At 65.7% G+C, this 26,768-nt stretch carries 28 protein-coding genes; 18 read left to right on the top strand and 10 right to left on the bottom strand.

What is annotated here, in order from left to right; all coding sequences use genetic code 11:
- Window positions 1-135: 135 nt before the first annotated feature.
- Window positions 136-1,098: a 2-hydroxyacid dehydrogenase gene (locus QM618_RS07215; protein ID WP_428096138.1), complete on the top strand. Its 963-nt coding sequence runs from the start codon at window positions 136-138 to the stop codon at window positions 1,096-1,098.
- A gap of 12 nt (window positions 1,099-1,110) precedes the next feature.
- On the opposite strand, the gene QM618_RS07210 is transcribed toward QM618_RS07215, so the two are convergent.
- From QM618_RS07210 to QM618_RS07190, 5 genes are all read right to left on the bottom strand, one after another.
- Entirely contained in the window at window positions 1,111-1,473 is a 363-nt protein-coding gene (locus tag QM618_RS07210; protein WP_428096137.1) for a DUF1801 domain-containing protein, read from the bottom strand.
- A 60-nt stretch (window positions 1,474-1,533) separates the two neighbouring features.
- Window positions 1,534-2,091 carry an NADPH-dependent FMN reductase gene (locus QM618_RS07205; protein WP_428096135.1) on the bottom strand — a complete coding sequence of 186 codons (558 nt, stop codon included), beginning with the start codon at window positions 2,089-2,091 and terminating at the stop codon, window positions 1,534-1,536.
- Window positions 2,092-2,230: 139 nt separating this feature from the next.
- Window positions 2,231-4,156, bottom strand: a complete 1,926-nt coding sequence (locus tag QM618_RS07200; RefSeq protein WP_428096486.1) for an APC family permease — start codon at window positions 4,154-4,156, stop codon at window positions 2,231-2,233.
- A 156-nt stretch (window positions 4,157-4,312) separates the two neighbouring features.
- On the bottom strand, window positions 4,313-5,062 hold the full coding sequence (locus QM618_RS07195) for a MerR family transcriptional regulator (RefSeq protein WP_428096133.1): 750 nt from the start codon (window positions 5,060-5,062) through the stop codon (window positions 4,313-4,315).
- 33 nt (window positions 5,063-5,095) lie between these two features.
- Window positions 5,096-5,719: a hypothetical protein gene (locus QM618_RS07190; protein WP_428096132.1), complete on the bottom strand. Its 624-nt coding sequence runs from the start codon at window positions 5,717-5,719 to the stop codon at window positions 5,096-5,098.
- Window positions 5,720-5,833: 114 nt separating this feature from the next.
- Between QM618_RS07190 and ilvD the strand changes: the two genes are divergently transcribed.
- The 9 genes from ilvD (at window position 5,834) to QM618_RS07145 (ending at window position 17,465) form a co-directional block, all read left to right on the top strand.
- Window positions 5,834-7,531: a dihydroxy-acid dehydratase gene (ilvD, locus tag QM618_RS07185; protein WP_428096129.1), complete on the top strand. Its 1,698-nt coding sequence runs from the start codon at window positions 5,834-5,836 to the stop codon at window positions 7,529-7,531.
- Between the two features lie 144 nt (window positions 7,532-7,675).
- On the top strand, window positions 7,676-7,972 hold the full coding sequence (locus QM618_RS07180) for a DUF1905 domain-containing protein (RefSeq protein WP_428096127.1): 297 nt from the start codon (window positions 7,676-7,678) through the stop codon (window positions 7,970-7,972).
- An 87-nt stretch (window positions 7,973-8,059) separates the two neighbouring features.
- Window positions 8,060-9,481 (top strand): hypothetical protein, encoded by a 1,422-nt coding sequence (locus QM618_RS07175; protein WP_428096124.1) that lies wholly within the window; start codon window positions 8,060-8,062, stop codon window positions 9,479-9,481.
- A 260-nt stretch (window positions 9,482-9,741) separates the two neighbouring features.
- Window positions 9,742-11,577 (top strand): acetolactate synthase large subunit, encoded by a 1,836-nt coding sequence (locus QM618_RS07170; protein WP_428096121.1) that lies wholly within the window; start codon window positions 9,742-9,744, stop codon window positions 11,575-11,577.
- A 3-nt stretch (window positions 11,578-11,580) separates the two neighbouring features.
- Complete coding sequence (gene ilvN / locus QM618_RS07165; RefSeq protein ID WP_428096119.1) at window positions 11,581-12,099, top strand: acetolactate synthase small subunit; 519 nt, start codon at window positions 11,581-11,583, stop codon at window positions 12,097-12,099.
- A gap of 52 nt (window positions 12,100-12,151) precedes the next feature.
- On the top strand, window positions 12,152-13,180 hold the full coding sequence (ilvC, locus tag QM618_RS07160; RefSeq protein WP_428096116.1) for a ketol-acid reductoisomerase: 1,029 nt from the start codon (window positions 12,152-12,154) through the stop codon (window positions 13,178-13,180).
- Window positions 13,177-14,220, top strand: coding sequence for a 3-isopropylmalate dehydrogenase (locus QM618_RS07155; RefSeq protein WP_428096114.1), 1,044 nt, complete (start codon window positions 13,177-13,179; stop codon window positions 14,218-14,220). Before ilvC ends, QM618_RS07155 begins: the two co-directional genes overlap by 4 nt.
- A gap of 103 nt (window positions 14,221-14,323) precedes the next feature.
- Window positions 14,324-15,439: a branched-chain amino acid aminotransferase gene (locus QM618_RS07150; protein WP_428096111.1), complete on the top strand. Its 1,116-nt coding sequence runs from the start codon at window positions 14,324-14,326 to the stop codon at window positions 15,437-15,439.
- 238 nt (window positions 15,440-15,677) lie between these two features.
- Window positions 15,678-17,465 (top strand): AMP-dependent synthetase/ligase, encoded by a 1,788-nt coding sequence (locus tag QM618_RS07145; protein WP_428096109.1) that lies wholly within the window; start codon window positions 15,678-15,680, stop codon window positions 17,463-17,465.
- Here QM618_RS07145 and QM618_RS07140 read toward each other — a convergent pair.
- Complete coding sequence (locus QM618_RS07140) at window positions 17,462-18,340, bottom strand: HNH endonuclease (RefSeq protein WP_428096107.1); 879 nt, start codon at window positions 18,338-18,340, stop codon at window positions 17,462-17,464. The two genes, QM618_RS07145 and QM618_RS07140, sit on opposite strands and share 4 nt — an antisense overlap.
- Before the next feature lie 58 nt (window positions 18,341-18,398).
- Between QM618_RS07140 and QM618_RS07135 the strand changes: the two genes are divergently transcribed.
- The 6 genes from QM618_RS07135 to QM618_RS07110 all read left to right on the top strand — a co-directional run bounded on the left by QM618_RS07135 (window position 18,399) and on the right by QM618_RS07110 (window position 21,898).
- Window positions 18,399-18,788: a YrdB family protein gene (locus QM618_RS07135; protein WP_428096105.1), complete on the top strand. Its 390-nt coding sequence runs from the start codon at window positions 18,399-18,401 to the stop codon at window positions 18,786-18,788.
- A gap of 80 nt (window positions 18,789-18,868) precedes the next feature.
- A complete protein-coding gene (locus tag QM618_RS07130) occupies window positions 18,869-19,432 on the top strand; it encodes an NADPH-dependent F420 reductase (RefSeq protein ID WP_428096483.1) in 564 nt (187 codons plus the stop codon).
- A 71-nt stretch (window positions 19,433-19,503) separates the two neighbouring features.
- The gene (locus tag QM618_RS07125) at window positions 19,504-19,977 is read left to right on the top strand and encodes a hypothetical protein (protein WP_428096103.1); all 474 of its coding nucleotides are present in this window, start codon (window positions 19,504-19,506) and stop codon (window positions 19,975-19,977) included.
- 26 nt (window positions 19,978-20,003) lie between these two features.
- Window positions 20,004-20,858, top strand: coding sequence for an alpha/beta hydrolase (locus QM618_RS07120; RefSeq protein ID WP_428096101.1), 855 nt, complete (start codon window positions 20,004-20,006; stop codon window positions 20,856-20,858).
- Window positions 20,859-20,861: 3 nt separating this feature from the next.
- Window positions 20,862-21,344, top strand: a complete 483-nt coding sequence (locus tag QM618_RS07115; protein ID WP_428096099.1) for a hypothetical protein — start codon at window positions 20,862-20,864, stop codon at window positions 21,342-21,344.
- 29 nt (window positions 21,345-21,373) lie between these two features.
- On the top strand, window positions 21,374-21,898 hold the full coding sequence (locus QM618_RS07110) for a M48 family metallopeptidase (RefSeq protein ID WP_428096097.1): 525 nt from the start codon (window positions 21,374-21,376) through the stop codon (window positions 21,896-21,898).
- 3 nt (window positions 21,899-21,901) lie between these two features.
- On the opposite strand, the gene QM618_RS07105 is transcribed toward QM618_RS07110, so the two are convergent.
- The 4 genes from QM618_RS07105 to QM618_RS07090 form a co-directional block, all read right to left on the bottom strand.
- Window positions 21,902-23,092, bottom strand: coding sequence for an EAL domain-containing protein (locus tag QM618_RS07105; RefSeq protein ID WP_428096095.1), 1,191 nt, complete (start codon window positions 23,090-23,092; stop codon window positions 21,902-21,904).
- Window positions 23,093-23,240: 148 nt separating this feature from the next.
- Window positions 23,241-24,179, bottom strand: a complete 939-nt coding sequence (locus QM618_RS07100) for a hypothetical protein (RefSeq protein WP_428096093.1) — start codon at window positions 24,177-24,179, stop codon at window positions 23,241-23,243.
- Window positions 24,176-24,733, bottom strand: coding sequence for a sigma-70 family RNA polymerase sigma factor (locus tag QM618_RS07095; protein ID WP_428096091.1), 558 nt, complete (start codon window positions 24,731-24,733; stop codon window positions 24,176-24,178). The genes QM618_RS07100 and QM618_RS07095 overlap by 4 nt, the downstream gene beginning before the upstream one ends.
- Before the next feature lie 80 nt (window positions 24,734-24,813).
- Complete coding sequence (locus QM618_RS07090; RefSeq protein ID WP_428096090.1) at window positions 24,814-25,941, bottom strand: hypothetical protein; 1,128 nt, start codon at window positions 25,939-25,941, stop codon at window positions 24,814-24,816.
- A 162-nt stretch (window positions 25,942-26,103) separates the two neighbouring features.
- On the opposite strand from QM618_RS07090, the gene QM618_RS07085 reads away from it, so the two are divergent.
- Both QM618_RS07085 and QM618_RS07080 read left to right on the top strand, forming a co-directional pair.
- Window positions 26,104-26,304 (top strand): hypothetical protein, encoded by a 201-nt coding sequence (locus QM618_RS07085; RefSeq protein WP_428096088.1) that lies wholly within the window; start codon window positions 26,104-26,106, stop codon window positions 26,302-26,304.
- Window positions 26,305-26,673 (top strand): type II toxin-antitoxin system death-on-curing family toxin, encoded by a 369-nt coding sequence (locus QM618_RS07080; RefSeq protein ID WP_428096086.1) that lies wholly within the window; start codon window positions 26,305-26,307, stop codon window positions 26,671-26,673. It abuts the gene before it with no gap.
- Window positions 26,674-26,768 lie beyond the last annotated feature (95 nt).

Here is a 26,768-nt window from a genome sequence, read left to right as displayed (position 1 = left end):
GAAAGCTCTCCAACAACGCTTCGGCGTGTTGCCCGGCGTGTTGCGCCCCCATGTACCGGTGCACCGGCGTGTCGCGCGTGTCGTTGTTGGAGGGCTTGCGGGGGAGGGGGGAGGAGGGCGTGACAGACTGGCTGGATGCTGACCGTCTCCGTTCCCGATCAGGATGTGGCCGACGCTCTAGGCGAGCTTCCCTCAGACGTGCGCCTGGTGCTGTGGCACCCGGGCGAGGGCGACGCGCCTCAGGACGCGAAAGACGAGATCAACCTTGTGTGCATCCCCCACAAGACGGGCGGGCGCAAGGTGTACGCGCGGCTCGCGCAGTTGCCCAATCTGAAGGTGATCCAGATCCCCTCCGCGGGATATGAGCACGCGCTCCCCATCACGCCACAGGGTGTGGCACTGGCAAACGCCGCTGGCGTCCACGACACCCGCACTGCAGAGATGGCGCTCACCCTGGCGCTCGCGAGCCAGCGCATGTTCCCCGAGCTTCTCGAGGCCCAACGCAGCCACGACTGGCGCGGCGAGACCTACCCGCCGTCGCTCGCGGACCGACGCGTGCTGATCGTGGGCTACGGCTCCATCGGCAGCGCCATCGGCGCTCGCATGCGCGCGTGCGAGGCGCAGGTGCTCGGCGTAGCAACCGCACCCCGCATGGCCGCGGACGGAACCCTGGTGCACGGCGTGGAGGACCTGCCGTTCCTGATTCCCGAATCAGAGATCGTGGTCATCGTGACTCCGCTCACCGATGCCACGAAAGGCCTGGTAAACGCCGACTTCTTAGCGAAAATGCCGGATGGCGCGCTGCTCATTAACGTTGGCCGCGGCCCCGTGGTTGACACCGACGCCTTGCTCGCGGAGCTCGCCTCCGGGCGCCTGCGCGCCGCGCTCGACGTGGTGGATCCGGAGCCGCTCCCGCAGGATCACCCGTTATGGGACGCCCCTGGCTGCATCATCATGCCCCACGTTGGCGGCATGACCCCGCTCACCGATCGCCGCTACACCGATCTAGTGCACCGCCAAATCAACGCGGCGCTCGCGGGCGGGGAGCCCGTCAACTTCGTGGGCACGGGCGAGTGGGTGCCGGAACCGCGTCAGTAGACGAAGAAACAGTCAGCGAACCTTGTCTTGCAGGGTGATCCAGGCAGAGACAATCCGCTCCAGTTCCTCGCGGTGTTCCTCGGCCTCGGCGATGGAGACCACGCGCAACGCCAGGCCCTCGTGCCCGGCGGGCTCAAGGCTGGGAAACGTGCCGGGAATGGCGCGACCCGCGTGGAACACCAAGGTCGCCACGGCGGTGGGCTTGGGGTAGAAGCTCGCGAGGTAGCCCTTGTAGACAAACGTGGGGGTCTGCCACTTGATGCACTCGTCGAGCCGCTCGTCGGATTGCAACATGATTTGCCGCAGACGTTGCACCACATCGCGCATCGGGTTGTCGTAGCGCGTCATCCAGGTGTCGACCTCGGGGGACGTCATACCCCTGAAAGTACCGTTACCAGCGGCCCGACGGTAGGTAGGCCCGCGTACTCGTGTCGCCTAGACGGTGGCGACCTCGCGCGTGTGCAGGGCCACGTGCGCGGCGGTGGCCGCGAGGAAGTGCGTGAGGACGGCGCGCGTAGCGTCGTTGACGATCACACCGCCCGCGAAGTCCTCCGCGTTGAAGCGCAAGAACACCTCTGGCTGACCAAGGGTGGGGGCGTTGTAGTGGCCGAGGATGGCGCGCAAGTGCTGCTGCGCGGCCGCCGTGCCGATGGGGCCGCCACTCACTCCCATGATCGCAACGGGCTTGCCGTTGAAGGCCCCCTTGCCATACGGGCGAGCCGCCCAGTCAAGCGCGTTCTTGAGGGCGCCGGGTAGCGAACGCGAGTACTCGGGCGTGACGATGATGATGCCGTCGGCATCGGCGATGTCCTGCTTGAACGCCAGCGCGCTTGCGGGGAAATCGGCCTCAAGGTCCTGGCGATACAGCGGCAACTGAGACCAGTCAATCTCGACGAACTCCACGCCCTCTGGGGCAACCGAACCGAAGTGGTTCGCCACCGCGCGGTTGATGGAACGGCCGGACAGCGAGCCAACGATGACGCCAATGCGCATGACAAAGTCTCCTCAAGAAAAGGGAAGTGGGGGACGCCGGCAGCCGTGCCGGCACGCTGAGGGAACGAACTTGACGTCTCAACCATTCCCAGAATCGGCGAGGCGTACACCACACCCGGCCACAGCGTCGGGCGGGCGCCTACTTGCGCGCGTTATCCCTGACCACTGGGAGCGCGGCAACCCCGCGCCGTTCCAAGCCGGGCATGGGCCGCGGCGGCCGCGTATAGAGCGCGCGGGAAGAGTCGAGCAGCCACGGCACCAGCACCACGGCGACGCCCGGGCACAGCACCAGCCGGTGGCGAATGCGCCGCGCCTTGCGATTGTGCAGGAAGCCCTCCCACCAGTGCCCAAACACGTATTGCGGGATGTACACGGACACCACCTCGGAGCCGTGCTCCTCGCGGTGCGCGCGGATGTGCTCGATGAGCGGCGTGGAAACGTCGCGGTACGGAGAGGCAAGCACGGTGAGCGGCAGGCGGATGCGGTGGAGCGCCCAGTCGCGCTGCAGGCCAGGAAGAGCCGACGGGTCGGTCGCCACATGCACGGCCTCGAGGCTTTGGTGCTGGGCGGCAATGGCGTAGTCAAGTGCCTTCAGCACGGGAGTCTGGAGCTTGTGCACCAGCACGATCGCGTGGTCACCCGTGGACCCAAATACGGTGGTGGCGTCGGGCTCGATCTGCTTCTCCACGGCCGCGTAGTAGCGGTTGATCTTGCGCATGAAGAACCACAGAATCGGCATCACCAGGAACACCACCCACGCGCCGTGAGTGAACTTGGTGATGGACACGATGATGAGAACGGTGCCGGTGGTGATGGCGCCCACGAAGTTGAGCACACGGATGCGCTTGATCTTGGCGGCCGCTGCCCCAGGGGCGTGGCCGCGGCGCAGCTTGCGAGTCCAGTGGATGACCATTCCGGACTGCCCAAGCGTGAAGCTGATGAAGACGCCGATGATGTACATCTGAATGAGCAGGTTCACGTTGGCACGGAACACGATCTCGAGTATCGCGGCCGCGGCGCCGAGGATGATCACGCCGTTGCTGAACACGAGGCGGTCGCCGCGGGCCTGCAGGGCTTTGGGCGCGTAGCGGTCGCGAGACAACACGGAGCCGAGCGAGGGGAAGCCGTTGAACGCCGTGTTGGCGGCGAGGAACAGCACCAGGGCCGTGGCGGCCTGCACCGCGTAGAAGCCAACGGAGTTGTAGCCGCCGAACACCGCGCCCGCGAGCTGCGCAATCACCGAGCGCTGGGCGGTGGTCTCGCAGTCCACGAAGCCTTGCAGGTCACACGAGTTGGCCGCGTAGTGAACGTTGGTGCGTAACGCGAGGAACGTGATGCCGATGAAGGCGGTTACCGCGATCGCACCCATGGTCACGAGCGTGCGTTGCGCATTGGTGACCTTGGGGCGGCGGAAGGCGGGCACGCCATTGGCGATCGCCTCAACACCGGTGAGTGCGGAACAGCCAGAGGCGAACGCACGTAGCACCAGCAGCACGATTCCCGCGGTGGCCAGGTCTTGGTGCGCCACGGAGTACTGCGAGGATTCGGCTTGGGGGAGCACGCCAAACACCTCGCGGGCAACGCCAACGATGATCATCACGAACACCGAGAAGATGAAGAAGTAGGTGGGCGCGGCGAACGCGCGCGAGCTCTCGGCAACGCCGCGCAGGTTCATGGCGATGAGCGCCACCACCGCGGCAACCGCAATCTCGATGCGCCACGCGTGCAGCCCCGGCATCGCGGAGATGAGGTTGTCCACGCCGCTCGCGATCGACACGGCCACCGTGAGGACGTAGTCAATGAGCAGCGCGGACGCCACGATGAGGCCCGCGTTCTCGCCGAGGTTCTTGGAGGCCACCTCGTAGTCGCCGCCGCCGCTGGGGTAGGCACGGATCAGCTGGCGGTACGAGACGACAACGATGACCATGAGCACCACCACCGCGGCGGCCACCCACGGCGCGAAGGCCAGGAACGCGAGGCCGCCCGCCGTGAGCATGAGCAGCAACTCCTGGGGACCGTACGCCACGGAGGACAACATGTCCGAGGAGAAGATAGGTAGCGCCATGCGCTTGCGAAGGAGTTGTCCTTCGGCCTTGTCCGACGGTAGGGGCTTACCCACAAACCAGCGCTTGAGATCGCGCGCCGAAGCAGTCACGTATCACCATGCTACGCCGCCGTAGGTTGCCGGCAAGCCCCAAGGTCCCGGTTGGTTTGTGTGCGCTCAGGTCAGGTTCTCCAGCGCGTACACCACGGCCGCATCCCTCAGGAGGGCCGCAGCGCCCGGCGTCACCTCGTCGTAGTGCTGGCGGAAGCGCTCGTCGTCCACGTACATCTGCGTGAGCGAGACGTACGCCTCGGCGTTCGGCGTCCAGATCTGGGTGAGCCACTCGTAGTGGCGCGCCACGGTCTGCTGCACCTCTGCGCTGGTGGGCGCCAAGTGAATGCGCGCGGCTGCGCCAAGCGCCTCGACGATCTCTCGGTCAATCTGCATGTGGCGCTTCTTGCCGTCGTCGCCCAGCTTCTCCCAGTTAGCGTTGCCGCTGTCGATGGCCGCGTCGCCCCAGCGCTCGCGGGCTTCTGGCTCGTAGCGGGCGTGTTGGAAGCCCTCGAACATCTCGTCGGTGGTCATGGCTGTGCCTCTTTCTAGGTGGTCGATGGTGCGGCTCACCGTGGTGGCGAGCCGTGCGTAGCGGTCCCGCTCTTTGGTGAGCGCGGCTAGGTGGTCTTTCAGCAGCCCGACGGCGTGGCCGGGTTCTGCGTCCAACACCCGTTTGGTGGTGGTGAGGTCCACTCCCAGTTCCTTCAGGACGAGGATGTGTTGGAGACGCAGCAGCTCTTCTTCGCCGTAGAAGCGTCGGCCGTCGTGCGCGGTTTCGCTTGGTGTGAGTAGGCCGATCGCGTCGTAGTGGCGCAGGGTGCGGCTCGTGATGCCGGTCTTCTTGGCGGCCTGAGCGATGGATATCGAGGTCATGCGACCATCGTAAAAGTTGACGTCGCGTCAACGTCAAGCGCGCCGGAAGATTGCCTTCGCAAGCCGTCCGATGCCGACGATCGCCCAGCCAGCGCCTACGATCACCAAGACAAGTGGCAGCGTGAGGATGACGAGTAAGGCCAGGAATCCTCCGAGCACGGTGTTGGTGAGCGCGGCGCGAACCGTCGATACGGCGAGGTTGACGCTTGGCGCCGGGGGAGGGGGTGGTGAGTCTATGAGGTGGACATCCCTGAGCGCCGCGTCGCGAATTGTGCCATCGTCAATCGACTCTACGTCGTCGTATTGGTAGCAGCAGTCGCCGCAGAAGTTCTCGTCACCGTCTTTGATGTCGCCAACCGCAACAGCTTTCGCGTACAAGCGACTGAAGTAATCCTCCTCGGCGGCGACACTCGCTTCGCGGATCTCCGTGAGGGGGCCAGCGGCCGCCCAGCCCCTGGGTGACCTCGTTGCAAGACCGCTCTGCGTGAGCGCGTCTAGCGCGTTCCAGACCTCTCGCCGTCCCATGCGGGTACGCCAACGACCCGCGGCCCACGCGAGTTCACCGAACGAGTCAGGTTCGCTAGACAACACCACGACGAGACGGTCGTACGGCGCGATCTTCCACCACGCGTCTGCCGCTACCTCCACGTCGCCCACATGCTCATTCTTGCATCGGTGGGCTGTGTGCCGGAAGTTGACGCTACGTCAACGCTAAGCCCACTTTTCGAGCGCGACGCAACCACAGCGTCGGGCCGGTTCTAGACTCCCCGTATGACGTCCGGTCCCGACATCAAGCCCCGTTCCCGCCAAGTCACCGACGGCCTGGAGGCCACCGCATCGCGCGGCATGCTGCGCGCGGTTGGCCTTGGCGATGAAGACTTCGCCAAGCCGCAGATCGGCATCGCGAGTTCATGGAACGAGATCACCCCGTGCAACCTGTCCCTGCAGCGCCTCGCTGCCGCGTCAAAGAACGGCGTGCACGCGGGCGGGGGGTACCCGCTCGAGTTCGGCACCATCTCCGTTTCCGACGGCATTTCGATGGGCCACGAGGGCATGCACTTCTCGCTCGTGAGCCGCGACATCATCGCGGACTCCGTGGAGACCGTGATGATGGCGGAGCGGCTCGACGGCTCTGTGCTGCTCGCGGGATGCGACAAGTCGCTGCCAGGCATGCTCATGGCGGCCGCTCGCCTTGACCTTGCCTCGGTGTTCCTCTACGCGGGCTCGATCATGCCGGGGCACGTGACCTTGTCTGACGGGACGTCGAAGGACGTCACGATCATCGACGCGTTCGAGGCGGTGGGCGCGTGCGCTCGAGGGCTCATGTCCGAGGAGGACCGCCTGGCGATCGAGAAGGCCATCTGCCCTGGTGAGGGCGCATGTGGCGGCATGTACACGGCCAACACGATGGCGTCTGTTGGCGAGGCGCTCGGCATGTCGATCCCTGGCTCGGCCTCTCCGCCTTCTGCTGACCGACGCCGCGACTACTACGCGCACAAGTCGGGCGAGGCGGTGGTCAACATGCTGCGGCTGGGCATCACCGCTCGCGACATCATGACTAAGGAGGCGTTCGAGAACGCGATCGCGGTGGTCATGGCGTTTGGTGGTTCCACGAACGCGGTGTTGCACCTGCTCGCGATCGCGAACGAGGCAGAGGTGGACCTGACGCTCGACGACTTCGCCCGCGTGGCCGCGAAGGTCCCGCACTTGGGTGACCTCAAGCCGTTCGGCAAGTTCGTCATGAACGACGTTGACCGGGTTGGGGGAGTGCCCGCGGTGATGAACACACTGCTCGAGGCCGGGCTCATGCATGGCGATGTGCTGACGGTCACGGGAAAGACGCTCGCGGAGAACATGGCGGAGCTCAAGCCGGAGAAGATCGACGGCCGCGTGGTGCGCGCGCTCAACAACCCCATTCACAAGTCGGGCGGCATCACGATCCTCAAGGGATCGCTTGCCCCTGACGGCGCCGTGGTGAAGTCCGCTGGCTTCGACAACGATGTATTCGAGGCCACCGCGCGCGTGTTTGACCGCGAGCGCGCGGCGCTTGATGCGCTCGAGGACGGCACCATCCAGGCCGGCGACTGCGTCGTCATCCGTTACGAGGGCCCCAAGGGAGGCCCCGGCATGCGCGAAATGCTCGCGATTACCGCGGCCATCAAGGGCGCTGGGCTGGGCAAGGACGTGCTGCTCGTGACCGACGGCCGCTTCTCCGGTGGCACCACGGGCCTGTGCGTTGGTCACATCGCACCCGAGGCGGTCGACGCCGGCCCCATCGCCTTTGTGCGTGACGGTGACAAGATCACGCTCGATGTGGCGAACGGGCGGCTCGAGCTGCTCGTCTCCGACGAGGAGCTCGCCGCCCGAAAGGAGGGCTGGGAGCCGCTGCCCGCCGTCTACACGCGCGGTGTGCTCGCGAAGTACGCCAAGCTCGTGGGTTCTGCGTCCAAGGGTGCCGTTCTCTCGTAGTGCCATGCTGCCTGAAGTCGCACCACCTCCCACGGGTCCGCGTGCGCTCCCTGAGTGTCTGAGTGTCGGGTTCTCGTCGAAAGCAACACTGAGTCACTCAGGGCGCTCGTGACGGGCTCATCGGACGTGTGATTGGGTGGGTTTGTGACCCATGACAGCAGCCCTCGTGGCCACACCTTCTCCGCACGCATAGGCGTTGAGGTGAAAGGCGAGACCTGGGCGTGCGTTGAGGTGCCGGGATCCGCTGAGTTCTTAGGCACCGGCAAGGCGGTCAAGGTCGACGCCACGGTCGACGGCATCTCGCTCGACAACGTGGGTCTGCTGCCTACCGGTGCGGGCGGCCACATGCTGTCGCTCAACTCGCAGGTGCGCAAGAAACTGGGTAAGGGCATAGGTGACACCGTCGAGGTAACCCTGACCCAGCGTCGGGCCGATGCCTAACTGTGACAAATCCGTGTCCATTTGTGGCTGTGTGTCAGGGGCCTAGAGCGCTAAATTGGCGCTCAACCACTAGCTTGGGGGGTACTGATGAGCGACGAAGAAGTCACCGTTGAGCCGGCCACAGCGCGTTCTTGGAAGCGCACCGTGCGGCAGCCAAAAGTGTGGATTCCCAGCGTCGTTGGTGCTGTGGTCGTTACGGGCGTCGTGGTCGCAGCTGCCAGCGCAGGCGGCGGTGCTCCACTCGCGAGTCCCTCTGTGACACCTAGCGCAAGCTCGTCCACAGCGACATCCGCTACGGCGTTGCCTTCATCCACGCCGTCGGCAGTCGTGAGCGAACCGGCCACTCCTATGCCGTCGGTGTCGCCCAGCAGCGAGCCATCTCAGAGCGAGGGAGCCGAAGAGGCTCGCTGGGAGCAGGCGTACGAGCTCGCCCACGAGGTTGACTCGGTCACTCCAGTGTGGAGCCCCGATTCGCATTACGTCGCCATCACCGCTGGCGTTCTGGACATTGCGGGGAGAGCCAATGTCATGATCGTCGACACGGTCGCTGGTTCCGAGGTGTGGATGGAGTTCTGCGGATACCCGCTCGCGTGGTCGCACACGGGCAACCGTCTTGCTGTCATGGGGTGCGACGAGCACAACCGCGTGTTGCGGGTGGTCAACGCCACGTCGACTACGAACAAGATCTACGAGTTCACGGATATGGATCAGGCGACGGCGGTCGCGTGGTCGGCGGATGACAAGGCGATCATCTTGGCGGAGGGCCCCTCCTGGCACGCGAACGGCTCTTCCATAATTGGCGTCAACCTCGCCACCGGCAAGCAGACGACGATCGATGCCGGAGGGCTCCTCACGATGTCTGCGTCCGGCGACCGCATGGCGTATTGGGCTGATGAGGACGGCGACGGCCACGCAACAGCCTTGGTCGTCTCGCGACCTGACGGATCCAAGCGCGAGGTGCTGGTTCCCGAGAGCGAAGAAGCGGCTCCGCTTCAGAACCGTGCGCCGCAGTGGGCTCCCGACGGTTCCGCCATCGCGTACCAATACGACCGCGCAAACGGCACCACCGACTGGATGGTGCGGGACCTCGCGAGCGGCGCCACGCAGCAAGTCACCGGCATCAACAAGCCGGCTGGGTACGGCCAGATTCGGTGGTCACCAGATGGCCAGCGTCTCTTCATTAGCTCCGGCAAGACCGCATGGGTGGTGTCCAGGCAAGGAGACCTCCATGCGAAGTCCAAGATCCGCTACCAGGCGTATCCCGAGACGGCGTGGGGGCCAGACGGCGACAGCGTTTACGTTTCGTATCACGCGACGAAACCTTCGGAGCTGTGGCACCTAGAGAGCGAGGCGGGTTCGAACCAGGACTGGCTCGAGCCGTTCGAGGGGAACTCGGAATACGAGGCCGACGCGGCACCCACCTATTCGCCGGACGGCACCAAGTACATGTGGACCGGCTACGCGCCTCCCTCGCTGGCCCTGACTGTGTTCGTCAACGTCCCATACTGATTGTCTCAATATATAAGACGGTGAACCACAATGCGAGATTGTGGCGCCAGATGGTGACAACGCAACCTACGCGGGCGTAGAGTCGCACCATGCAGACGATCGTCGTAGTAGTACTTGGGCGCGCGGACCACTAGTCCAGCAACCAGGCACCGTCCGCGCGCATCCCCCAAAAGCCACTGAGTCATTCGACAAGACGGCCTAGGGGGTTTTTCATGCGAGGCGGATGCGACGGCCGCCTCATCGACAGATTGGGAGAGACCATGGCACAGGTCGAGACACCGAAGCCCTCCGCGGTGCGCACGCGCCCGGCCGCGACGCCGGCCACGCCCGCAGCACACACCGGTGAGGCGATGACGGGCGCTCAGTCGCTCATTCGCTCGCTCGAGATGGCGGGCGCCACGGACATCTTTGGGCTTCCCGGCGGCGCGATCCTGCCCGCGTATGACCCGCTCATGGACTCCACTGTCCTGCGCCACATCCTCGTGCGCCACGAGCAGGGCGCGGGTCACGCCGCGCAGGGATACGCCCACGCCACCGGCCGCCCAGGCGTGTGCATCGCCACATCCGGCCCTGGCGCCACCAACCTCGTGACGCCGATCGCCGACGCCAACATGGACTCCATCCCGCTCGTCGCGATCACGGGCCAGGTGGGCGCGCAGTTCATCGGCACGGACGCCTTCCAAGAGGCGGACATTGTGGGCATCACCCAGCCCATCACCAAGCACAACATGCTGGTCACGGACCCCGAGGACATCCCGCGCGCGATCGCCGAGGCGTTCTTCATCGCCACGCACGGCCGCCCAGGCCCCGTGCTCGTGGACGTGACGAAGTCCGCGATGCAGTCGCAGACCACGTTCCGCTGGCCAACGCGCATCGACTTGCCTGGCTTCAACGCCGGCTCCAAGCCCCACGCCAAGACCGTCACTGAGGCCGCCCGCCTGCTGGCTACGGCACGGCGACCCGTGCTCTACGTGGGCGGCGGCGTGATCCGTTCCGGAGCGTCGGCCGGTTTGCGCAAGCTCACCGATCTGAGCGGCGCCGCCGTGGTGACCACCCTCATGGCTCGTGGCGCGCTTCCCGACAGCCACCCCCAGCACCTCGGTATGCCCGGCATGCACGGCACCGTTGCGGCCGTTGCGGCGCTGCAGAAGGCCGACCTCGTGGTTGCCTTGGGTGCCCGATTCGACGACCGGGTGACGGGCAAGCTGGATGGCTTCGCGCCCAACGCCGTGATCGTGCACGCGGACATCGACCCCGCAGAGATTGGCAAGAACCGCGTGGCCGACGTCCCGATCGTCGGCGACCTCAAGGACGTCTTCGCGGACCTGGTTCCGGCGCTCGAGGAGGAGCAGCGCAAGCACGGCAAGCCCGACCTCGAGGCGTGGTGGAAGCAGCTCGACGAGTGGCGCACCACCTACGCGCTTGGGTACACGCCCACCGAGGACGGCCTGAGCAGCCCGCAGTACGTCATCAAGCGGCTCGGTGAGCTCAATGACCCTGACTCCACGATCTTCACCGCGGGCGTTGGCCAGCACCAGATGTGGGCCAGCCAGTTCATCAAGTACGAGCACCCCAACACGTGGATCAACTCGGGCGGCCTCGGCACGATGGGATTCTCGGTGCCCGCCGCGATGGGCGCCAAGGTGGGCGCGCCGGACAAGACGGTGTGGGCGATCGACGGCGATGGCTGCTTCCAGATGACCAACCAAGAGCTGGTCACGTGCGCCATCAACGACATCCCCATCAAGGTGGCGATCATCAACAACTCGTCGCTCGGCATGGTGCGCCAGTGGCAGACACTGTTCTACGAGTCGCGCTACTCCAACACGGACCTCAACACGGGCCACGGCACCCGCCGCACCCCGGACTTTGTGAAGCTGGCCGACGCCATGGGTTGCGTTGGTCTGCGTTGCGAGTCCGATGCGGATGTGGACGCCACCATCAAGCGCGCCAACGAGATCAACGACCAGCCCGTGGTGGTGGACTTCACCGTGTCGCGAGACGCGATGGTGTGGCCCATGGTTGCGGCCGGTACCAGCAACGATGAGATTCAGTACGCTCGCGGCTTGGCGCCGCAGTGGGAACGCGAGGTCTAGATCATGCCCAAGCACACCCTCTCGGTGCTCGTCGAGAACAAGCCAGGCGTGCTCGCTCGCGTCGCTGGGCTGTTCTCGCGCCGCGCCTTCAACATCCACTCGCTAGCGGTGGGTCCAACCGAGCACCCGGACATCAGCCGCATCACCGTGGTGGTGGACGTCGAAGAGCACCCGCTGGAGCAGGTGACGAAGCAGCTCAACAAGCTGGTGCACGTGCTCAAGATCGTGGAGCTCGAGAAGGAACGCTCCGTGCAGCGCGAGTTGCTGCTCGTGAAGGTGCGCGCGGATGCGCGCCAGCGCGGAGACATCCTGCAGATCGTTGACCTCTTCCGCGCGCACGTGGTGGATGTCTCCACGGACGCCCTTGTGATCGAGGCGATCGGCACACCAGAGAAGCTCGACGCGCTGCTCGCGGCGCTCGGCACCTACGACGTGCGCGAAATCGTGCAGTCCGGAACCGTCGCTATTGGCCGCGGTGCCCGTTCCATCACGGAGCGCGCGCTGGACCGCGTCAGCGCCTAACACTTTCCCTAGCTTTTTCACGCAGCACAACAGAAACGAGAGAAGACCAGTCATGGCCGAGATGTACTACGACGACGACGCAGACCTGAGCATCATCCAGGGCAAGAAGGTGGCCATCATCGGCTACGGCTCGCAGGGTCACGCCCACGCGCTCAACCTCAAGGACTCCGGCGTTGAGGTGCGCGTTGGCCTGCGCGAGGGCTCGCGCTCGGTCGCCAAGGCCGAGGCCGCCGGCCTTGGCGTGCTGTCGGTTGGCGACGCCGCCGAGTGGGCGGACGTCATCATGATCCTCGCGCCCGACCAGTTCCAGCGCCTCATCTACGCCGACGACATCGAGCAGCACCTGACCCCCGGCAAGGTGCTCGCGTTCGCGCACGGCTTCAACATCCGCTTTGGCTACATCGCGCCCCCTGAGGGCGTCGACGTCATCCTCATCGCCCCCAAGGCCCCCGGTCACACGGTGCGCCGTGAGTTTGTTGCGGGCCGCGGCATCCCGGACATCATCGCCGTGGAGCAGGACGCGTCCGGCCAGGCTTGGGAGATCGCCAAGTCCTACGCCAAGGGCATCGGCGGCACGCGCGCCGGCGTCATCAAGACCACCTTCACCGAAGAGACCGAGACGGACCTGTTCGGCGAGCAGGCCGTGCTGTGCGGCGGCGTGTCGCAGCTCATCCAGTACGGCTTCGAGACGCTCACCGAGGCCGGCTACCAGCCTGAGATCGCGTACTTCGAGGTGCTCCACGAGCTCAAGCTCATCGTTGACCTCATGCACGAGGGCGGCATCACCAAGCAGCGCTGGTCAGTCTCCGACACCGCAGAGTACGGCGACTACGTCTCCGGCCCGCGCGTCATCACGCCCGACGTCAAGGACCACATGAAGGCCGTGCTGACGGACATCCAGACGGGTGTGTTCGCCAAGCGCTTCATCGACGACCAAGACGGTGGCGGCGAGGAGTTCCAGGAGTTGCGCCGCAAGGGCGAGAGCCACCCCATCGAGACCACGGGCCGCGAGTTGCGCAAGCTCTTCGCGTGGACTACGGCTGTGGACTCCGACTACGTGGACGGACAGACCGCGCGATGACGGCTTACCGCCTCGCGGTGGTCGCCGGTGACGGCATCGGTCCCGAGGTGGTCGCGGAGGGCCTCAAGGCCCTTTCCGCTGCCACCGAGGGCACCGACCTCACCTTTGAGACCACGGAGTTTGATTTGGGTGCCCGACGCTGGCACGCCACTGGCGACACCCTCACCTCTTCGGACCTGGAAGAGATCGGAAGCCACGACGTCATCCTGCTCGGCGCCATTGGCGACCCGTCGGTTCCCTCCGGAGTGCTCGAGCGGGGAGTGCTGCTGCCGCTGCGCTTCGCCCTTGACCAGTACGTGAACCTGCGTCCGTCGCGGCTGTACCCGGGAGAGGTCTCGCCGCTGCGCGACGTGACCGAGGTCGACTTTGTGGTTGTCCGCGAAGGCACCGAGGGTCCGTATGTGGGCAACGGCGGCGCGTTGCGCGTCGACACCCCGCACGAGATCGCTACCGAGGTGTCCATCAACACCCGTCACGGTGTGGAGCGCGTGGTCCGCTACGCGTTCCAGGTGGCGTCCAAGCGTGAGCGCAAGCAGCTGACGTTGGTCCACAAGCACAATGTGCTGGTCCACGCGGGTCACTTGTGGCGCCGCACGGTCGAGGCCGTGGCGCCAGAGTTCCCCGACGTCACGTGGGACTACCTGCACATCGACGCGGCCACGATCGTCATGACCACCAACCCCGGCAAGTTCGATGTCATCGTGACGGACAACCTCTTTGGCGACATCCTCACGGACCAGGCGGCTGCCATCTCTGGCGGCATCGGGCTTGCGGCGTCGGGCAACGTGAACCCCGACAAGACGTTCCCGTCGATGTTCGAGCCGGTCCACGGCTCCGCACCCGACATCGCGGGGAAGGGCATCGCGGATCCGTCCGCGACCGTGCTCTCGGTGGCGCTCATGCTGGACTTCCTTGGCTACCCCGAACTGGCCGCCAAGGTAGAAGGCGCCGTAGCGTCGGACGCCGCGGAGAAGGTGCCGGGCGTTTCCCGCTCAACCAGCGAGGTAGGCGACGCACTCGCCGCTCGCATCCGCGCCTAACCACCAACCGCTGTGAGTGGATCTGCGAGGATCTGCCAGTCATTTCCTCCGATATCCACTCACAGCACCGAACAGATAGTGTCAACAACGAAAGGAAGGTCTCATGAGCATCACTGCAGCATCAGTTCCCTCGAGTGTCGAGGCCTTCCAGGTAGTCGCGAACGCCTCGCCTCACTCAGATGAGGAGAGGGCCGACGCTCTGGCCGACCTTCGCTTTGGCGTCCAGTTCACGGACCACATGGCCCGGATCACGTGGACCGATGGCGAGGGTTGGCACGATCGCCGGGTTGAGGCATACGGACCCCTGCAACTGGATCCCGCTGCCGCGGTGCTGCACTACGGCCAAGAGGTCTTCGAGGGGCTCAAGGCGTACCGCTGGGAGGATGGCTCCGTGTGGGCCTTCCGGCCGCAGGCGAATGCCGAGCGGCTCGCGCGTTCCGCCTGGCGGCTCGCGCTCCCCGAACTGCCCACCGAGGACTTCATCGGGGCGATCGAGGCGCTCGTGCGGGAGGACGCCGCCTGGGTTCCCGGTGGCGCGGAGACCTCACTGTACTTGCGCCCGTTCATGTACGCGCAAGAGGCGTTCCTGGGTGTACGGCCTGCTAAGCACGTGGAGTTCCTCGTCATCGCGTCCCCGGTTGGCCCGTACTTCGCGTCCGGTCTCAAGCCCGTGAGCATTTGGATCGAGAAGGACTTCCACCGCTCCGGGCCGGGTGGCACGGGCGCTGCCAAGTGCGGCGGCAACTACGCCGCGTCGCTCATGCCGCAGATGGCGGCGTATGCGCGCGGTTACGAGCAGGTGCTCTATCTCGACGCTCGCCACGGCACGCTGCTGGAGGAGCTCGGTGGCATGAACGTTTTCGTCGTCATGGCCGACGGGACGGTGGTCACCCCAGTCATCAACGGCAACATCCTCGAGGGCATCACGCGGTCGTCGATCATCCAGTTGCTCGGCGAGTCCGAGACCAAGGTGGTGGAGCGAGACATCCCGCTGATCGAGGTGCGCGCCGGGCTGGAGTCCGGCGACATCGCGGAGGTCTTCGCGTGCGGCACGGCGGCGGTGGTGACGCCCATCGGGAAGTTCGGGTCCGAGGACTTCGAGCTCACGGTTGGCGACGGCGAGCCCGGTCCGGTGACCGTTGCGATCCGCGAGAAGCTCACTGACATTCAGTACGGCCGCGCCAAGGACACGTACGGGTGGATGCGCCGGCTCGTCTAGGCCTCTATGTGTGCGTGAGCGCCGCTTTTCGCCGTCCCGTCTTTCGCACGTGTGCGTCAGTACCACTTTGCCGCACACGCCCGACGGCGTGGCTGGGTTCGGCGCTGCGCCAAAGTCGCGCTCACGCACACACAGCAGGGTCGTCGCCACCAGAAGTGGTGCTGGCGCACACATAGGGTGGCTAATGCCACACGTGACGAGTCGCATAACCTACGCTCCCGTAGGTTAGACTTGGGTCATGTGGACCGAGATGTCCTCGCCGTCACTGGTGACGCCTGAGGAGCGCTGCAACCTGACCCAACTACTGGCGAGGCGTGCCGCCACGGAGCCCGACCAGGCGTTCGCCGAAAATAAGGGCGAAGGCGGTACCTGGACCCCCCTCACCATCAAGGAATTCCACGCACAAGTTCGCGCCGTAGCCAAGGGTTTGGTTGCCAAAGGAATCGCTCCTGGCGAGCGCGTTGGCATCATGGGCGACACCCGCTACGAGTGGGCCGTCATGGACTTCGCGGTGCTCGCCGCGGGTGCCATCTCGGTGCCGATCTACCCCAGCTCCTCAACCACCCAGCTTGCCTGGATCATGGCCGACGCAGGCATTACCCACGTGGCCACCGACCTCCCCGAGCGGGCAGAGGCCGTTGCCGAAGCGTCGGGCCGTGTTTTGGACATGGGCGCGCTCAGCGAACTGGAAACCGCGGGCCAGGCGATCACGGATGAGGAGCTGGACGCGCGCACCGCGGACGTGCTGCCCGATGACCTCGCGACCATCATCTACACGAGCGGCACCACGGGCCGGCCCAAGGGCGCCATGCTCAGCCACGCGAACTTTGTGGACCACGTGTTGAACATCGAGCGGGACCCGGACTTTGGCGGGTTCGTTCAAGGTGACGCGCGGCTGTTGTTGTTCCTTCCGCTGGCACACGTGTTTGGGCGGCTCGCGATGGTGCTCGCGATGTCGGCGGGAGTGGTGACGGCGTTCGCGCCCAGTCACAAGACGCTCGCGGCGGACATGGCGAGCTTCCGGCCCACGGTCATCACGGTGGTGCCGCGCGTGCTCGAGACCATCTACAACCGCGCCGACGCCGCCCAGCACGGCGCCAAGAAGCGCATCTTCCGGTGGGCTGCCAAGGTGGCGCGCGAGTACGGCGCCACGGTGCCGTTGGGCAAGCCGTCGGCTGCGCTGAAGGCGCGCCACAAGATCGCAGACCGCCTGGTCCTTGCCAAGATTCGCCACCTCACGGGCGGGCAGCTGCAGTACGCGCTGAGCGGTGGCGCGCGCCTCAACGAGGACGTGGGCAACTTCTTCGAGGGTGTTGGCGTGACCATCCTGCAGGGCTACGGACTCACGGAGACCACGGCGGCGGCGCTCGGCACGCCGGAGCCTCGCCGGGTGATCGGGACGGTGGGGCGGCCCCTCTCGGGCACGGAGGCCGCAGTTGACGAGGACGGCGAGATTTTGCTGCGCGGCGCGAACCTTTTCCTCGGCTACTGGAATGCGCCCGACGCTACGGCCGCCGTGATGCGCGACGGCTGGTTTGCCACGGGTGACCTTGGGCGGATTACCGACGGCGCGCTCAGCGTGGTGGGGCGCAAGAAGGAAATCTTGGTGCTTTCGTCTGGGAAGAATGTGCAGCCGGCCGTGCTCGAGGACTCGATCCGCACGCACCCTGCCATTCAGGATTCCGTGGTGGTGGGGGAGGGGCGACACTTTGTCTCGGCGCTCGTGGCGCTGGACGAGGTCATGCTGCCGGACTGGCTCACTGCGCATTCTTTGCCGTCCATGACGGTGGAAGAGGCGTCGCGCGACTCGCGCGTGCGCGAGCTAGTGTCGCGGGCGGTTGCGATGGCGAACTCGCATGTTTCGCGCGCGGAGTCGATCCGCGAGTTCCGGATTGTGCCCTCGTCTTTCTCGGAGGCGCGCGAGGAGATGACGGCGTCGCTCAAGGTGCGGCGGGACCGGGTGCTTGCGAACTATGCGGATGTTGTTGAGGAGATGTATTCCGCCGCTAAGCCGCAGGGGGCTTAGGTCGCGCTGAACTGCGCGAATCGCTCTGCGAGGCGATCCTTGTCGGGCTGCTCGGCCTTGCGGCGCGGCACAATGATCTGCTGTCCGTGCATCGCCTGAAGTCCGTACCGCAGCATTGGGCCATCCTTTTCCGCTAGTAGATCCGAGTTGATCCGGATCTCATAGTCCGCGGTCACGCCGAGGAAGTTGCGGTCGTAAGCGGCATGGTGGATCTTGCACATTGCCATTCCGTTGGTGACGGTCGCGTCGCCGCGTTCGTGGCGGTCGCCGAGAATGTGGGCGGCGTCGAGTAGCTCGGCGTGGCGGAAGTGACACACCGTGCACTGGGTTTCGTAGGCGGTGAGGACGCGCGCGCGGAACTTTGGCTGATGGAGTCGCTGCTCTACAACGACCTCGCGATACGCGCGCTCTACCGGGGTGTCGTCCGCTGGATTGCCCAACTGACTCACGTCGCCGAGAGCTAGCTCAAACCTGAGGTCTTGCGGCCGATCCCCGACGACCACGACGTCCGTGTAGGGGATGTAGATGCCATCGCGCACCTTCTCCAGGAAGATGATTGGCAGGCCCAATTCCATTGCTCGCCGGAGCCGGATGTTAGTTCGGCCCGGCGTCTTTCCTTCGTACGCGTAGTCCCATACTCCGTCCGAGACCGCTTCATCTTCGTACGGCCCGGTGGGGGACGACACCACGGAGATGCACGCGTCGAGCACCTTGGGATTGTTGATGCCCTGCATTTGCGCGATCAGTTTCACCTGGACGCCAGCGAAGGTGAAGGCCTCGAGCTCGGCGCGAGTGATGGTACCGCCCCGGGCGTCGGCGCATCGGCGGACGTATGCGAAAGCCGCTGTTCGGAGCGCCGGCGAGTCCAAACCCATGCCCGCAGCTTGGCAGCATCGCCGCCGGCCCACAACACGCCATGCCAAACTAACCACCATGAAGTGGCTCGGCGGCACCCTCGTCTTCCTGGCAGAGCTGGCGATGTATGCCGGCATGTTCTGGTGGGGCTACACCTCCTTCCCGCACTTCTGGGGCTGGCTCGTTGGGCTGGGCGTCCCGTTCTTCGTCTCGGTGTTCTGGAGCCTCACGCTCTCGCCAAAGGCGCCCCGACCGCTGCCAACCCCCGCAAAAGTGATCACGCGGCTCGTACTGCTCCTCGCCGGCGCCACGGCCTGGTGGCTCGCGGACGTGCGGTGGGCCGCGATCGCAACCGCAGCGTCGGCCCTGGTAGGTACCGCGTTAGCCGCTAAGTACCCCATCGACGTGCCAGGCCGCGCGCAGCCCCAAGGAATGGACACGGAAGACCCCACGTTGCCTCGCGCATGACAACAATAGGCATTATCGGCGCAGGCAACATCGGCTCGAACGTGGCACGCGCAGCTATCAGAGCTGGTTAGGACGTCGTTATCTCCAACAGCCGCGGACCGGAGACCCTCACGAACCTCATCGACGAACTCGGCCCCAAGGCAACGGCGGCCACCGCCACGGAGGCGGCGACCAAGGGCGACTTCGTGCTTGTCGCCGTCCCACTAGGCAAGATCGACGGCGTCCCAGTCCACGAGCTCGCGGGCAAGGTCGTCATGGACGCCAATAACTACTACCCGCAGCGAGACGGCCGCATCGAGGCCCTCGACACCAACAGCAGCACCACGAGCGAGCTGCTCCAGGCGCACCTCCCGGAGAGCTTCGTGGTGAAGGCCTTCAACAACATCTACGCGGACCAGATCCCCACCGCAGGCCTTCCCGCCGGAGCGGCCAATCGGAGGGCTCTGCCCATCGCGGGCAACGATGCTGCAGCGAAGCACCAGGTAGAAGCCTTCCTCAGCGACATCGGCTTCGACACCGTTGACCTAGGTAACCTCAGCGAATCGTGGCGCGTGGAGCGCGACACGCCCGCTTACGGCACGCGCACTACGGCTGAGGAACTCCGCGAGCTCACCAAGAACCCGGAGCGCGTCCAGCAGCAGTAGAGCGCCCGCACAACCCCTGCTAGCATCGCTTCTACACGCACTATCGAAGCGCTTCACCAAGGGGATCAATGATGACCTCGCTCACGAGCCTCAAACTCGCTCCGTTCTACGCCTGGCTGCTTCTGCTCGTCGGCGCATTCATCACGGGCGCCACAATGCGCGGCCGCTTTGTCCCCAGCGCCGACGTCTCCCTCGACGACGTCCCCGACAGCTGGCTCGCGGCTGGCGCGGCGATCGTGATGGTGGCGCTCATCGGCGGAGCGGGCGCGTTCTTCGGCGCCGTCATGCGCTACTTCGCCTACCGCCGGCTCGAGGACCGTTACGGCCAGCCCGCGTGGCTGCGCATCCCCGCCCTGGTGCTCGAGGCCATCTTCCTCGTGATCGCCCTCTGGGTGCTGTGGGTGGCCACCGCGAACTCCGTGCGCGTCGGCACCGGCTTCCTCGTGTTCATTTGGATGTGCGTGATTTGGTTCGTCGTGAGCCTCGGGATCTTGATCGTCGGTTTTGTGTTCGGCAAGCGGCGCCCCATCACGCCCATCATCTAGGCACGGCCCGACGCTAGGGTCGCCCTATGCGCACAGGCACAGTCACGCTGGGGGATGGTAGGGAACTTCAGTTCTACGACGTCACGCCAGACGCCACAGACCACCTCGCGATCATCTGGCATCACGGCAGTCCCAACGTGGGAGAGCCACCGGCGCCGCTCTTTGAGGCGGCCGCTGCTCGCGGGCTGCGATGGGTGGGGTACGACCGCCCAGGCTATGGCGGGTCAAGCGCCCAACCCGGCCGCAGCGTCGGGCAGGCGGCCTTTGATGCTCAAGCCGTGGCGGACGCACTGGACCTTGAGCGCTACGCCGTGCTTGGCCACAGCGGCGGGGGAGCGCATGCGCTGGCGTGTGCGGCGCTCACCCCTGACCGCGTGGTCGCGGCCGTGAGCATGAGCGGCCTCGCGCCCATGGGCGCACGCGGACTTGATTGGTTCGCTGGTCTCAACCGGGGCGGCGAGGCGGAACTGCGGGCTGCAACGCTTGGTGCCGCAGAACTCCGCGCCCACCTCGAAACCGCCGAGTTTGACCCGAGCATGTTCACAGACAGCGACTGGGCTCTGCTGAACGGCGAGTGGGCATGGTTCAACCACGTGGTGGGACTCGCGGAGGCGAGCGGGCCGGAGCCCTTCATCGACGACGACGTGGCAAGCGTTGGCGACTGGGGATTCGACCCCAGCGACATTCGGGTGCCAACACTCCTGGTACATGGCATGGAGGATAGGGTGGTGCCAGCGGCACACGGCCGCTGGTTGGCCACGCGCATCGACGGTGCTGAGCTCCTGGAGGTCCAGGGAGCGGGGCATATCGGTGTGATGACGGCCGCACCACAGGCACTGGACTGGATCGCTGCGAGGGCGGCGAGCAATCTCGAGGGGTAGAGCATGGACACAACGGAACACAAGAGCACGCTGCGCTGGATCCCGGTGATCGGCACGGTCGCCTTCTTGCTGGGCGCATTCGCGGTGGGGGTCATTAACTACCTCACCGTTGACGTGGACGAACTCGCCGATCCCGCCACGCCGGCCGAGAGCTGGCTGCAGGCAGGGACGGACGCGCTGTTTGGAGCAGTGCTCATCGGCTTCCCGGTTGTCATCGCGTTCCTGTTGCGCTTCATCGGCTACGACCGCTTCCAGAAGCGCTACGGCCGCCCCAGCTGGTTTGTGATCCTCGCCGTGGTGGCGGAGGCTGCGTTCGCACTGATGGCCTGGTGGATGATCTGGACCGCGGTGACGCCCATCGTGGACGCCGGTTTCGTGTGGCTGCTCTACCTTCCGCTCACGGTGGTGTGGGCGGTGCTGAGCCTCATCCCGTTGCTCGCCGCGTTCGTGAAACCGCGCAAGGCGAAGGTGCCGGTCGCCGCCTAGGTGTCAGCCGCACCACGTACGCTTCACGCATGAACCTGCCCGCCTACACGGTGACGCGAAAGCCCGTGAAGTACACGCGCATTCGCGTCTTGCCGCCCGACGGCCGGGTTGCGGTTACTGCCCCACGTCACGTGAGCGAACGGGACATTGCACGCTTTGTGCTCGAGAAGCGGGCATGGATCGTCAAGCATCAGGAGCGGATGGCCTCCGCGCCTTCTTTGCCCGAGGCGGAGCCGGTGCCAGAGGAGTTGCGGCCGGTGCTGTACGCCAAGATTGGGCCGCTCGTGGAGTACTGGGCAGACCGCATGGGGTTGGTGCCGCCCACCTACTCGGTGCGGCGGATGCGCTCGCGGTGGGGCACATGCAACACGCAGAGGCGGCACATCACGCTCGCGCTTGAGCTTGCCCGGCGCGATGACGAGCTCCTCGAATACGTCATCGTGCACGAACTCACGCACCTGTACGAGCGGGGGCACGGCCCAGCCTTCAAGGCGATCATGACGCGCTACCTGCCCGAGTGGCCCGGCCTCCGAGCGCGGCTCAACGGGCGCTGAGGCTTAGAGCTGGGCGCGAAGCCACACGTCCATCTCGTCCGCGGGCATGGGGCGCGCGATGTAGTAGCCCTGCGCGTAATCGCATCTCCACCCCACCAGCTTGTCGAGGATTTGCTGGTTTTCCACGCCCTCGCCGGTGCACTCGATGTCGAGATCGCGAGCCGTCATGACGAGGGACTCGACAAGAGCGCTCGCCGCGTCCGAGCGCTGGCACTTGCGAACAAACCGGGTGTCGATCTTCACCTCGTTGAACGGGAGGGCGGCAAGGCGTGCCGCGGTGGAGTAGCCCGTGCCAAAGTCGTCGATGATGAGGTGGAAGCCGTCGTTATCGAGGCCGCGCAGCGCGGCAAGCATGGCGGGATCGTCAGTCAGGGCGGAGGTGTGGCTCAGTTCTAGCGCCACGCGCTCCGGTGCCACGCCGTGCCGCGCGCACTGGTCGCGCAGTTCGCGCAACTGATCCGCGTCCTTGAGTTCAGCAGGCGAGTAGTTGATGGAAATGCGCTCGCGGCTGCCCGCACGGGCCGTCCCCAGCCACTCGAGCGCGTTTGCGGTGACCGCTTCCGTGATGGTCCGTAACAACCCTTGCGCGTCGGCATACGGGATGAACGTGCTTGGCGGAATATGACCGAGTGTTGGGTGGTCCCAGCGCGCGAGCGCCTCGAAGCCAACGGGCCTTCCATCCGTGCACGAGATCTTGGGCTGATAGACGTTGCGCAGTTCGTTGTGGTCGATGGCGTGGTGCAGGGCCTCGGCAAGTTGCTCTTCGCTCCACCCGTCGAGCGGGTCGGCGACGCGTTCCACCGTTTCTAGGGCATGAGGATTGCGGGCCAGGGCCATGAGCACGTGGCCCTTGCTGAACGGCTTCCGCAGCAGCCCCGCGTGCACCAGTCCTTGCGCGGCCCCAAACTCGCGGGCCGCGCGAATGCCGCCGCGGCTCGAGCCGCACATGAGCACAACGCCTGCGCGCGACCGGCCCTTCGCCATGCGGTCAAGAACGGTCATTGCGCCGTCGGCGTCGTCCACAATGTCGACGAACGCAAGAGCTGGCAGCCACGAATCGGCCCAGTCCGCGAACTCCTGAGGGTCTGCGGTGGCGCGCGCCTCGAACCCCTCGCCCTCGAGCAGGGCGGCGAGGCTCCGTGCGAGCGCGGCATCCGCGTCGAATATGGTGACGCGCTTCAGTTGAGACGTCATGGCGCCCCCAGTTTCCCCAGCATCAGCCCTCCAGCCCTCAGTTGCGGGAGTTACCTCGCTTATGAGCGTAGAAGGAATGGGCTAATAGGGAAATAGCCGTCAAGGCGCGCAGGAGTGGCATTCCTCACTTCGCCAACGGAAGGGTGAACTAATTCCCTGCCTGCAAATACTCGTGAGCCGCTCCCAGTTGGATCAAATACGTCGCATCGCCAGACGGGTTCTCCTCGTGAACGCGTGCCCAGAAGGTGACGGTGAACGGCTGGCCGTTCTTGAGCAGGTTCGAGAGCGCGGCGCTCCCGCCGGGGACGCCAGCGGCAGCCTCGGCGGCCACGAGCGCCTCGCCGGGTTCGATGACCGTGGTGGCGGTCGACGAATCCAGCAGCGCGGTCACATAGCCGCTCGTGTCCCACATGGACGTGCCAATCACCGCGCCCGCGTAGGTGTCTGCGGATCCGTCGCTTGCCTTTGCAGGCGCCGATTCCACCCACATGAAGATCGAATCACGGTCAATCGCAATGCTGTTCGCGGAGACATTGTGAATCGTTGCCTGGCTAGCCAACTCGAGCGAATCTCCCATTGACACGAATGCTTCTGAATCCGTGGTCGCTGGTCCGTGCTTGAACCACACTGGCGCGCAATCCGTGAAGAACAGGGCGTGACTGATGGTGTCGTTGTGGGCCTCGCGCACATACACGCGGGGATCGTCGGTGGGGCTGTCGTGGTTGCAGATCATGCCCGCCACGGAGTCCTCGCGCAGTTCGCCTTGCTTGCGCGGCTCCGCGATTGCCGCCAATTGCAGCGTTGACCACGGCACCTCCGGCACCTCGGTGTTGGCGGTTCCGCTCGGGTTCGCACTCCCTGCAGGGTCCACGGTTCCGGGCCCCGCGGGCCCATACGCCTCCGCCCCCCACACGATGCCGCCCGCGATCACTGCGACGCCGAGTGCGCTTCCCGTTGCGACCATCGCCCGCTGACGCCTCACCCGCCTGGTAGCAGGAACGATGACGTCGTCGGCGTCGCGCGTGGCGAACTCCACGCGGCCGGCGTGCTCCGCCTGGCTCAGCGCGTCCTTCAGCTGCTGACTCATCGCCGCGCCTCCTTGCTCTGCACCACCACGGTGATGCTCTCTTCCGGTTCTATGTCTTCTTGCGCGAGCCCAAACTCACTGTGCGTGCGGGACAAGGTGCCCACGCCGTCGGCCAGGTACCGGCGCACGGTGCCGGGCTGCAGGCCCAGCTCGTGCGCGATCTGGGTGGCGTTGAGGCCGTCGAAATACCGCATCACCACGCACGTGCGTTCACGCGGCGGCAGGGCAAGGACGGCCTCGTGAAGCGCCGTTCGTGTGTCCGACGCTGTGGTGGGGTCTGGCGCCGTGGCGTCCGCTTGGCGGTGGTCGGGTTTGGGCCGTGCGCTGGCGCGGCGGTGGCCGTCGATGAGCGCCGTCTGCATGGCTCGCTTGACGTAGGCGTGGGCGGCGTCGAGCGGCATGGTGCCGCGGCCTCGTCGGAAGGCGCGAACGAGGGCGTCTTGGAGGAGGTCGTCGGCGGCGTGGTGGTCTCCAGTGAGCACGAATGCGTAACCGTACAGCGCGCCTCCGCGCTCGCGAACGAGCGTGTCAAGCGTCTCTGCCCACGTGCTCACGAGCCCTGCCTCCCAACCATGGTGATTGTCTCACTGGCAAGGACGCACGCGGCGGGCGAAGTGTGGGGTTGGGGGTGCCGTCAGTTGGTTGTCGAGGAGATCTCAACCTCGTCATCCTGGATGACGTACGTGGTGCTGGCTCCGAGTGAGATGAGCAGCTCGGTGGCGGGTGCGTCGCTTGTGGGGCCTATGCGCAGCTGCAGAGTGAGCGCGAAGGGGGTCTCGCCGGCTATGGCGCTCGCGACCAGGGTGCTGTCGCTTGCATTCCATGTAGTCGAGCCCTCAAGTGGCGTGTCGGCGGTCAGTACCGCGAGGTCCTCGCTCGAGTTGAGAAGCCCCAACTCTGTTGACGCGGACGTCCAGGTGGTGGTTGCGGCAAGGGTGGTGTCCGTATGGGACACGTCTTGCGCGAACCCCTCTGAGCCGGTGGTGAGAACGCCGATGATTCCTGCGCGGTCGAGGAGTACGGGGTACGACTCGTTCGCGACGCTCCAGTTCAAGGTGACGGTGCCCGCCGTTGTGTCGACGCTGACTTCCGACGTGAGCTCCAGGGCCAGATCTGCGGTGATCCACAGGGTGATGCACTCCGCGGTGACGGCTGCGGCAGTGCCCCGATCCAGGTGGGGGTTCTCGTCGCCAACGTCGCATTTGAGGCCGGGCGGTCCCGGGTACTGAGAGCCAGGCGCCCGGTTGCTGGCCTCGGACAAGAGGTAGGTGGCATCCATGGTGCCGGCGGGCACCACGATCCCGGAGGGCGACGGCTCTGGCGCGGGATCGTTGGTGATCACTGCGGTGGCGATCCACACGGCGCCAATCGTGACCACTGCGATCCCAGTCCAGGCGAAGGCAACATTGCGCCGATGCTTGCGGGCTCGGCGTCTGGTGGGCCCGATCACATCCTGCATGTTGCGGCTACCGAGCGATTCGATGCCCGCGGCGATTGATTCCTCAGCGGACTTGTTGTGGGAGGGGTCGGTCACGGCGAGCACGCGCTCTTCGGGAGACAGCGCGAGCATGTGGTCTCGAACCGATGAGTCGGCCTCGTCTATGGTCGCTGGCCCTTTCCCGCGACGGAACGTGCGGTACAGGGCCTCCTTGACCAGAAGATTTGCCTCATCGCGGCTCTCCGTTAGCGCGAACGCGTACCCGTAGAGTTCGCGCCCGCGATCGCGCATCAGCGCCTCAAGCGTCTGTGGCCACTTGCTCAACTCACACCTCCCAAGGGTGCGAGTCTGCCACGAGCGGCTGACACGGCTGGTCCGCCGCCAGCGGCGCGACGTTCCCCACGTGTCTTGACAGCACAAAGCAACGTCGTGCAACGGTGGGATCTCGACAGAGTGATACCAGAGTGGTATCAAGGAAGTATGGCTATGACACTCAGACTTGAGGAACGGCACGACCAGATGCTCACGAGGCTTGCCGAGCGGTGGGGCGTGTCGAAGACGGAGGCGGTGGTGCGAGCGCTTGAGGCTGCGGACTCCGGCACCGACCTCGACGCCGACGTGACCGACGCGTACGCGAGGACGGTCGCGCGCTATCGCGACGCGCTCGATCGCCTGGGATCCGTCTAGATGACGCGCTACCTGCAGTACCGCCACGTCGTCGACATGGTGCACGCGGAAGGAATCGGGCCAGTGCGCGACCCCGGTCTACTGAAGTCTGCCGTCGAGCGCCCTCAGACCACGCTTATGGGTGTCGACGCCTACCCGAGCCTTCACCTCAAGGCGGCCGCGCTGATGCACTCGCTCTGTCTCAACCACGCCCTCGTCGACGGCAACAAGCGGATAGCCGCCATTGCCATGTCGGTCTTCCTCGACATCAACGGAGAGGGCCTGAGTCTGACCAACGACGAACTCTTCGACCTCGTCATGGCCGTCGCCTCCGGCGAGTTGCGCGACGTTCCCGAGATTGCCGCGAGGCTACGTACGGAAGCCAGGTGAGCGTCGGGCATATGCCAACGGCCAAAGCTGTGCCAGAATGACAACGATGTTTACCGCGATCATCATTCCGTAGCGCGTCGGCCAACCCCCGACGC

Origin of the sequence: Demequina sp. (assembly GCF_049841215.1) — a bacterium.
Classification (GTDB): domain Bacteria; phylum Actinomycetota; class Actinomycetes; order Actinomycetales; family Demequinaceae; genus Demequina.
This window is presented reverse-complemented; position numbering and strand designations above follow the sequence as displayed.

What these genes read in the sequence shown, in the direction of transcription:
- QM618_RS07100 (WP_428096093.1), bottom strand. Translation starts at nt 24,179, where the DNA reads ATGAGTCAGCAGCTGAAGGACGCGCTGAGCCAGGCGGAGCACGCCGGC.
- QM618_RS07155 (WP_428096114.1), top strand. Translation starts at nt 13,177, where the DNA reads ATGACGGCTTACCGCCTCGCGGTGGTCGCCGGTGACGGCATCGGTCCC.
- QM618_RS07145 (WP_428096109.1), top strand. Translation starts at nt 15,678, where the DNA reads ATGTGGACCGAGATGTCCTCGCCGTCACTGGTGACGCCTGAGGAGCGC.
- QM618_RS07140 (WP_428096107.1), bottom strand. Translation starts at nt 18,340, where the DNA reads ATGGGTTTGGACTCGCCGGCGCTCCGAACAGCGGCTTTCGCATACGTC.
- ilvD (WP_428096129.1), top strand. Translation starts at nt 5,834, where the DNA reads ATGACGTCCGGTCCCGACATCAAGCCCCGTTCCCGCCAAGTCACCGAC.
- ilvC (WP_428096116.1), top strand. Translation starts at nt 12,152, where the DNA reads ATGGCCGAGATGTACTACGACGACGACGCAGACCTGAGCATCATCCAG.
- QM618_RS07115 (WP_428096099.1), top strand. Translation starts at nt 20,862, where the DNA reads ATGGACACAACGGAACACAAGAGCACGCTGCGCTGGATCCCGGTGATC.
- QM618_RS07150 (WP_428096111.1), top strand. Translation starts at nt 14,324, where the DNA reads ATGAGCATCACTGCAGCATCAGTTCCCTCGAGTGTCGAGGCCTTCCAG.
- QM618_RS07170 (WP_428096121.1), top strand. Translation starts at nt 9,742, where the DNA reads ATGGCACAGGTCGAGACACCGAAGCCCTCCGCGGTGCGCACGCGCCCG.
- ilvN (WP_428096119.1), top strand. Translation starts at nt 11,581, where the DNA reads ATGCCCAAGCACACCCTCTCGGTGCTCGTCGAGAACAAGCCAGGCGTG.
- QM618_RS07205 (WP_428096135.1), bottom strand. Translation starts at nt 2,091, where the DNA reads ATGCGCATTGGCGTCATCGTTGGCTCGCTGTCCGGCCGTTCCATCAAC.
- QM618_RS07135 (WP_428096105.1), top strand. Translation starts at nt 18,399, where the DNA reads ATGAAGTGGCTCGGCGGCACCCTCGTCTTCCTGGCAGAGCTGGCGATG.
- QM618_RS07215 (WP_428096138.1), top strand. Translation starts at nt 136, where the DNA reads ATGCTGACCGTCTCCGTTCCCGATCAGGATGTGGCCGACGCTCTAGGC.
- QM618_RS07105 (WP_428096095.1), bottom strand. Translation starts at nt 23,092, where the DNA reads ATGACGTCTCAACTGAAGCGCGTCACCATATTCGACGCGGATGCCGCG.
- QM618_RS07200 (WP_428096486.1), bottom strand. Translation starts at nt 4,156, where the DNA reads ATGGCGCTACCTATCTTCTCCTCGGACATGTTGTCCTCCGTGGCGTAC.
- QM618_RS07080 (WP_428096086.1), top strand. Translation starts at nt 26,305, where the DNA reads ATGACGCGCTACCTGCAGTACCGCCACGTCGTCGACATGGTGCACGCG.
- QM618_RS07175 (WP_428096124.1), top strand. Translation starts at nt 8,060, where the DNA reads ATGAGCGACGAAGAAGTCACCGTTGAGCCGGCCACAGCGCGTTCTTGG.
- QM618_RS07085 (WP_428096088.1), top strand. Translation starts at nt 26,104, where the DNA reads ATGACACTCAGACTTGAGGAACGGCACGACCAGATGCTCACGAGGCTT.
- QM618_RS07195 (WP_428096133.1), bottom strand. Translation starts at nt 5,062, where the DNA reads ATGACCTCGATATCCATCGCTCAGGCCGCCAAGAAGACCGGCATCACG.
- QM618_RS07110 (WP_428096097.1), top strand. Translation starts at nt 21,374, where the DNA reads ATGAACCTGCCCGCCTACACGGTGACGCGAAAGCCCGTGAAGTACACG.
- QM618_RS07210 (WP_428096137.1), bottom strand. Translation starts at nt 1,473, where the DNA reads ATGACGTCCCCCGAGGTCGACACCTGGATGACGCGCTACGACAACCCG.
- QM618_RS07125 (WP_428096103.1), top strand. Translation starts at nt 19,504, where the DNA reads ATGACCTCGCTCACGAGCCTCAAACTCGCTCCGTTCTACGCCTGGCTG.
- QM618_RS07120 (WP_428096101.1), top strand. Translation starts at nt 20,004, where the DNA reads ATGCGCACAGGCACAGTCACGCTGGGGGATGGTAGGGAACTTCAGTTC.